The organism is Hornefia porci (genome assembly GCF_001940235.1).
Classification (GTDB): domain Bacteria; phylum Bacillota; class Clostridia; order Peptostreptococcales; family Anaerovoracaceae; genus Aminicella; species Aminicella porci.
This window is the reverse complement of the sequence record NZ_MJIE01000003.1, coordinates 1-5821: the sequence shown is the minus strand read 5'-3', so window position 1 is coordinate 5821 and position 5821 is coordinate 1. Positions and strand designations below refer to the sequence as shown.

The window sequence follows — 5821 nt, the reverse complement described above, 5'->3', positions numbered from 1 at the left end:
TCAGAACCGTTTCGATGAGATTCTTCTCATAATTTTCCACGGACTGAGCCAGAGTTCCGGCGCCGGTGGCCGGGTTGTCGCTCTGGAAATGTCCAGTATTCCCCGGAGAGTCTCCTCGTCTACGTGGTCGCTGCCGGAAGCGCAGATCGTCAGATATTCGATGACGTTTTCCAGCTCTCTCACGTTGCCCGGCCAGTGATAGGCACGGAAGACTTCTCTGTTTTTCTCAGACAGAGTCAGCCGGCGATGGTGCTTCTCCGCGAACACGTCGATGAAGTGGTCGGTCAGCGCATCGATGTCGTTGATCCGCTCCCGGAGCGGCGGGATGTTGACCGGAATGACGTTCAGCCGGTAGAAAAGATCCTGCCGGAACGTGCCCTCCGCGATTTTCTTCTTCAGGTCGCTGTTGGTGGCGGCGATGAACCGGATGTCCAGCTGAATCGGTTTGGTGCCCCCTACGCGGGTTATTTTTTTGTCCTGAATCGCCCGCAGAAGCTTCACCTGAAGATCCATGGGCATGTCGCCGATTTCGTCCAGGAGAAGCGTGCCGCCGCTGGCCATTTCAAAGAGTCCCGGCTTTCCGCCGGAGTTCGCGCCGGAGAACGCGCCGCGCTCGTAGCCGAAAAGTTCGGATTCCAGCAGATTGGCGGGAATCGAGGCACAGTTTACCTTGATGAAGGTCCGGTCGCTGCGGTCGCTTTTTCGGTAAATTTCGTCCGCGATGACCTCCTTGCCGACGCCGGATTCTCCGGTGATCAGCACTGTCGCGTCGGTGGGAGCAGCCAGAGCGATGATATCGGAGATTTTTTTCAGCGAGTAGGAAGCGCCGATAAGCCGGTCACCGGACATGGAAGGAGATTTCGCGTTTTTGTGAATCGTGACGTGCTGCTGTTCCTTGGTGCGGTCGATTTCGGAAAGGAATCGGCCGTAATCCTCGTGCAGCGCCTGGAGTGAAAGAATCGGACGGCTGCTGACCACCACCTGAGCCAGTTCTCCGTTCCTGTCGAAAATGGGAACGCCTACGGTATATCCGACTTCGGGGGATCCTTCTTCTGCACTGTAGAGAGGCGGAAAATCTTCTTTTTCTCTTTGATGACGTCCATCGTCGATCCGCCGGTGAACAGAGTGCCCTCGCGGACAATATCGCCGGTGAGGCGTCCCAGGACCTCTTCCGGCTCAATGGTGTTCTTTTTGTGAGCCGGATTCACATACATGACGCGTCCTTCTTTGTCGGTGATGTAAATGCTGTCGTCGAGGCTGTCCACTACGACCTTGAAATCGATTCCGGCCTCGTGAAAATAGTGCAGATCAGCCTTGAGGCTCTGCAGCAGCGCCAGGGCGGCGTCCGGATCCTTATAGTCCTCTCTCTTGACGGCGTCGTCGATTTTTTCAATTACTTCCTGTATGGCTACTATCTGATTCATCGCGTCCTCCCGGTTATTTTCCTCATTATACCACCGATGGGCGGAATGATAAAGGAAGGATGAGCACTGAAAGCAAATTTGTTGCCGGACTGCAACGGGAATGACGCTGTGCAACTTGAGGGCCGCCGGAACGGCGGATTTTCAATGGCTTTGTGGTGGCACAAAGCTTGCGTTTGTATATGTGCGCAAAGAGAACGGCGACAGCGCCGTCATATTTTGTAGCAGGAGGAAACAAAAATTATGTATGAAACACGGAGACTGAATGACAAAAGTAAGGTGATCGTGACCGCGGCGCTGACCGGCGCTGTGACCACGAAGAAGGATAACCCGAACCTTCCGACGCAGCCGGAGGAAATCGCGGCGTCCGCATTGGCGTGCTGTGACGCGGGAGCGTCCGCGGTGCATATTCATGTACGGGATGACAACGATGCGGCCAGCATGAGGTTTGACAAGTTTGAGGAGACGGTAAAGCTGATCCGGGACGCTGGTTCGCCGCTGGTGCTGAATCTCACGTCCTCCGGAGGTCAGGGCTTTTCGTGGGAGGAGCGCATCCATCCATTCCGGGAACTGAAGCCGGAGCTGGCCTCCTTTGACGCCGGAACCATGAACTGGCTGAACAGCGTGGTGTTTATGAATGAGCCGGAATTTCTGGAGCTGTGCGGAAAGGAAATGATTGCGGCGGGCGTTAAACCGGAGATTGAGATATTCGATATCGGGATGCTGAACACGGCGAAGTATTACATCCGGAAAGGGATTATTCAGGAGCCGGCGCACTTCCAGCTCTGCCTCGGCGCGGCCGGTGGAATGGAGGCGACGACGGAAAATCTGCTGTACCTCGTCAATCACCTTCCGGAGAAATGCACCTGGAGCGCTTTCGGTATCGGGAAGGGAGCCAATGAGATCATGATGGCGGCTCTCGCCTTAGGCGGCAACGTGCGCGTGGGCTGGAGGACAATGTCTACTACAACAAAGGCCAGCTGGCGGAATCTAATCAGCAGTTCGTCGCGCGGGTGAAGCGCATCGTGGAGGAGCTGGGAAAAACCGTGGCGACGCCGGATGAGGCCCGCAGTATACTGGGCGTGTAGAAGATCTGCTGCCCGGGCGGGCGGAAAATCCGTTGCCTGACTGCAACGATCTGCGCGTGATGCAACAGAAACCGCCGCAGGCGGCGGGGATCAGCTTTTGTTGAAGCGTTGAAAACATGCGGATTGCAGCAAATCCGACGGAATGGCATACCCTTTGCTAATTAATATAAGCAGATACGTATTACAGTTGTGATTCAATATGCGAAAATAAAAGGAGAAGAAAAATGGGTAAACAAGTATTAGTCGACTTATCACATCCGTTCGGCAGAGGAAATCCGCTCTGGCCGTCCAACGGCGATTTCCATATCGACAGAGTGCAGCATATGCCGATGCACTACAGACTGCTGCCAGACCTTCAATGATTTCCATATGCATAACTCGACTCACGCGGATTCCCCGTCTCACGTGATTCCGGAGGGCGCCTACACTCACGAGCTTCCGCTGGAGAATTACTACGGACCGGCGGTATGTCTGGACATCCCGAAGAAGCACGTGAGACGGGGAATCCGCGTGAGTCGAGTTATGCATATGGAAATCATTGAAGGTCTGCAGCAGTCTGTTAGTGCATCGGCATATGCTGCACTCTGTCGATATGGAAATCGCCGTTGGACGGCCAGAGCGGATTTCCTCTGCCGAACGGATGTGATAAGTCGACTAATACTTGTTTACCCATTTTTCTTCTCCTTTTATTTTCGCATATTGAATCACAACTGTAATACGTATCTGCTTATATTAATTAGCAAAGGGTATGCCATTCCGTCGGATTTGCTGCAATCCGCATGTTTTCAACGCTTCAACAAAAGCTGATCCCCGCCGCCTGCGGCGGTTTCTGTTGCATCACGCGCAGATCGTTGCAGTCAGGCAACGGATTTTCCGCCCGCCCGGGCAGCAGATCTTCTACACGCCCAGTATACTGCGGGCCTCATCCGGCGTCGCCACGGTTTTTCCCAGCTCCTCCACGATGCGCTTCACCCGCGCGACGAACTGCTGATTAGATTCCGCCAGCTGGCCTTTGTTGTAGTAGACATTGTCCTCCAGCCCCACGCGCACGTTGCCGCCTAAGGCGAGAGCCGCCATCATGATCTCATTGGCTCCCTTCCCGATACCGAAAGCGCTCCAGGTGCATTTCTCCGGAAGGTGATTGACGAGGTACAGCAGATTTTCCGTCGTCGCCTCCATTCCACCGGCCGCGCCGAGGCAGAGCTGGAAGTGCGCCGGCTCCTGAATAATCCCTTTCCGGATGTAATACTTCGCCGTGTTCAGCATCCCGATATCGAATATCTCAATCTCCGGTTTAACGCCCGCCGCAATCATTTCCTTTCCGCACAGCTCCAGAAATTCCGGCTCATTCATAAACACCACGCTGTTCAGCCAGTTCATGGTTCCGGCGTCAAAGGAGGCCAGCTCCGGCTTCAGTTCCCGGAATGGATGGATGCGCTCCTCCCACGAAAAGCCCTGACCTCCGGAGGACGTGAGATTCAGCACCAGCGGCGAACCAGCGTCCCGGATCAGCTTTACCGTCTCCTCAAACTTGTCAAACCTCATGCTGGCCGCATCGTTGTCATCCCGTACATGAATATGCACCGCGGACGCTCCCGCGTCACAGCACGCCAATGCGGACGCCGCGATTTCCTCCGGCTGCGTCGGAAGGTTCGGGTTATCCTTCTTCGTGGTCACAGCGCCGGTCAGCGCCGCGGTCACGATCACCTTACTTTTGTCATTCAGTCTCCGTGTTTCATACATAATTTTTGTTTCCTCCTGCTACAAAATATGACGGCGCTGTCGCCGTTCTCTTTGCGCACATATACAAACGCAAGCTTTGTGCCACCACAAAGCCATTGAAAATCCGCCGTTCCGGCGGCCCTCAAGTTGCCACAGCGTCATTCCCGTTGCAGTCCGGCAACAAATTTGCTTTCAGTGCTCATCCTTCCCTTTATCATTCCGCCCATCGGTGGTATAATGAGGAAAATAACCGGGAGGACGCGATGAATCAGATAGTAGCCATACAGGAAGTAATTGAAAAAATCGACGACGCCGTCAAGAGAGAGACTATAAGGATCCGGACGCGCCCTGGCGCTGCTGCAGAGCCTCAAGGCTGATCTGCACTATTTTCACGAGGCCGGAATCGATTTCAAGGTCGTAGTGGACAGCCTCGACGACAGCATTTACATCACCGACAAAGAAGGACGCGTCATGTATGTGAATCCGGCTCACAAAAAGAACACCAACATTGAGCCGGAAGAGGTCCTGGGACGCCTCACCGGCGATATTGTCCGCGAGGGCACTCTGTTCACCGGCGGATCGACGATGGACGTCATCAAAGAGAAAAGAAGATTTTCCGCCTCTCTACAGTGCAGAAGAAGGATCCCCCCGAAGTCGGATATACCGTAGGCGTTCCCATTTTCGACAGGAACGGAGAACTGGCTCAGGTGGTGGTCAGCAGCCGTCCGATTCTTTCACTCCAGGCGCTGCACGAGGATTACGGCCGATTCCTTTCCGAAATCGACCCGCACCAAGGAACAGCAGCACGTCACGATTCACAAAAACGCGAAATCTCCTTCCATGTCCGGTGACCGGCCTTATCGGCGCTTCCTACTCGCTGAAAAAAATCTCCGATATCATCGCTCTGGCTGCTCCCACCGACGCGACAGTGCTGATCACCGGAGAATCCGGCGTCGGCAAGGAGGTCATCGCGGACGAAATTTACCGAAAAAGCGACCGCAGCGACGGACCTTCATCAAGGTAAACTGTGCCTCGATTCCGCCAATCTGCTGGAATCCGAACTTTTCGGCTACGAGCGCGGCGCGTTCTCCGGCGCGAACTCCGGCGGAAAGCCGGGACTCTTTGAAATGGCCAGCGGCGGCACGCTTCTCCTGGACGAAATCGGCGACATGCCCATGGATCTTCAGGTGAAGCTTCTGCGGGCGATTCAGGACAAAAAAATAACCGCGTAGGGGCACCAAACGATTCAGCTGGACATCCGGTTCATCGCGCCACCAACAGCGACCTGAAGAAGAAAATCGCGGAGGGCACGTTCCGGCAGGATCTTTTCTACCGGGCTGAACGTCATTCCGGTCAACATCCCGCCGCTCCGGGAGCGGATCAACGACATCGATGCGCTGACCGACCACTTCATCGACGTGTTCGCGGAGAAGCACCATCGCCGGCTGACTCTGTCTGAGAAAAACAGAGAAGTCTTCCGTGCCTATCACTGGCCGGGCAACGTGAGAGAGCTGGAAAACGTCATCGAATATCTGACGATCTGCGCTTCCGCAGCGACCACGTAGACGAGGAGACTCTCCGGGGAATACT

7 protein-coding genes and 2 pseudogenes are annotated in these 5821 nt (G+C 54.9%); 6 read left to right on the top strand and 3 right to left on the bottom strand.

The features are described from left to right. A complete protein-coding gene (locus tag BHK98_RS13105; RefSeq protein ID WP_075715252.1) occupies positions 1 to 981 on the bottom strand; it encodes a sigma-54 interaction domain-containing protein in 981 nt (326 codons plus the stop codon). Between the two features lie 38 nt (positions 982 to 1019). Beyond that, entirely contained in the window at positions 1020 to 1424 is a 405-nt protein-coding gene (locus tag BHK98_RS13100; protein ID WP_075715250.1) for a PAS domain-containing protein, read from the bottom strand. A 240-nt stretch (positions 1425 to 1664) separates the two neighbouring features. Between BHK98_RS13100 and BHK98_RS13095 the strand changes: the two are divergent. The 3 genes and pseudogenes from BHK98_RS13095 to BHK98_RS14140 form a co-directional block, all read left to right on the top strand. Then, positions 1665 to 2509 (top strand): annotated as a pseudogene (locus tag BHK98_RS13095) (beta-keto acid cleavage family enzyme). A gap of 224 nt (positions 2510 to 2733) precedes the next feature. Next, the gene (locus BHK98_RS13605; protein WP_158024511.1) at positions 2734 to 2871 is read left to right on the top strand and encodes a hypothetical protein; all 138 of its coding nucleotides are present in this window, start codon (positions 2734 to 2736) and stop codon (positions 2869 to 2871) included. 7 nt (positions 2872 to 2878) lie between these two features. Then, a pseudogene (locus BHK98_RS14140) lies at positions 2879 to 3031 on the top strand (cyclase family protein); the annotation flags it as partial. A 375-nt stretch (positions 3032 to 3406) separates the two neighbouring features. Here BHK98_RS14140 and BHK98_RS13085 read toward each other — a convergent pair. Further along, positions 3407 to 4252, bottom strand: a complete 846-nt coding sequence (locus tag BHK98_RS13085) for a beta-keto acid cleavage family enzyme (protein WP_075712703.1) — start codon at positions 4250 to 4252, stop codon at positions 3407 to 3409. Positions 4253 to 4579: 327 nt separating this feature from the next. On the opposite strand from BHK98_RS13085, the gene BHK98_RS13080 reads away from it, so the two are divergent. The 3 genes from BHK98_RS13080 (at position 4580) to BHK98_RS14130 (ending at position 5463) form a co-directional block, all read left to right on the top strand. After that, positions 4580 to 4900: a PAS domain-containing protein gene (locus BHK98_RS13080; protein WP_083628445.1), complete on the top strand. Its 321-nt coding sequence runs from the start codon at positions 4580 to 4582 to the stop codon at positions 4898 to 4900. Positions 4901 to 5078: 178 nt separating this feature from the next. Next, positions 5079 to 5255 (top strand): sigma 54-interacting transcriptional regulator, encoded by a 177-nt coding sequence (locus tag BHK98_RS14135; protein ID WP_158024510.1) that lies wholly within the window; start codon positions 5079 to 5081, stop codon positions 5253 to 5255. Position 5256: 1 nt separating this feature from the next. Then, the gene (locus tag BHK98_RS14130; protein WP_083628440.1) at positions 5257 to 5463 is read left to right on the top strand and encodes a sigma 54-interacting transcriptional regulator; all 207 of its coding nucleotides are present in this window, start codon (positions 5257 to 5259) and stop codon (positions 5461 to 5463) included. Positions 5464 to 5821: the final 358 nt, after the last annotated feature.

Excerpts from the sequence above, each read along its gene's own strand:
- BHK98_RS13085 (WP_075712703.1), bottom strand. The coding sequence starts at position 4,252 with ATGTATGAAACACGGAGACTGAATGACAAAAGTAAGGTGATCGTGACC.
- BHK98_RS13605 (WP_158024511.1), top strand. The coding sequence starts at position 2,734 with ATGGGTAAACAAGTATTAGTCGACTTATCACATCCGTTCGGCAGAGGA.
- BHK98_RS13100 (WP_075715250.1), bottom strand. The coding sequence starts at position 1,424 with ATGAATCAGATAGTAGCCATACAGGAAGTAATTGAAAAAATCGACGAC.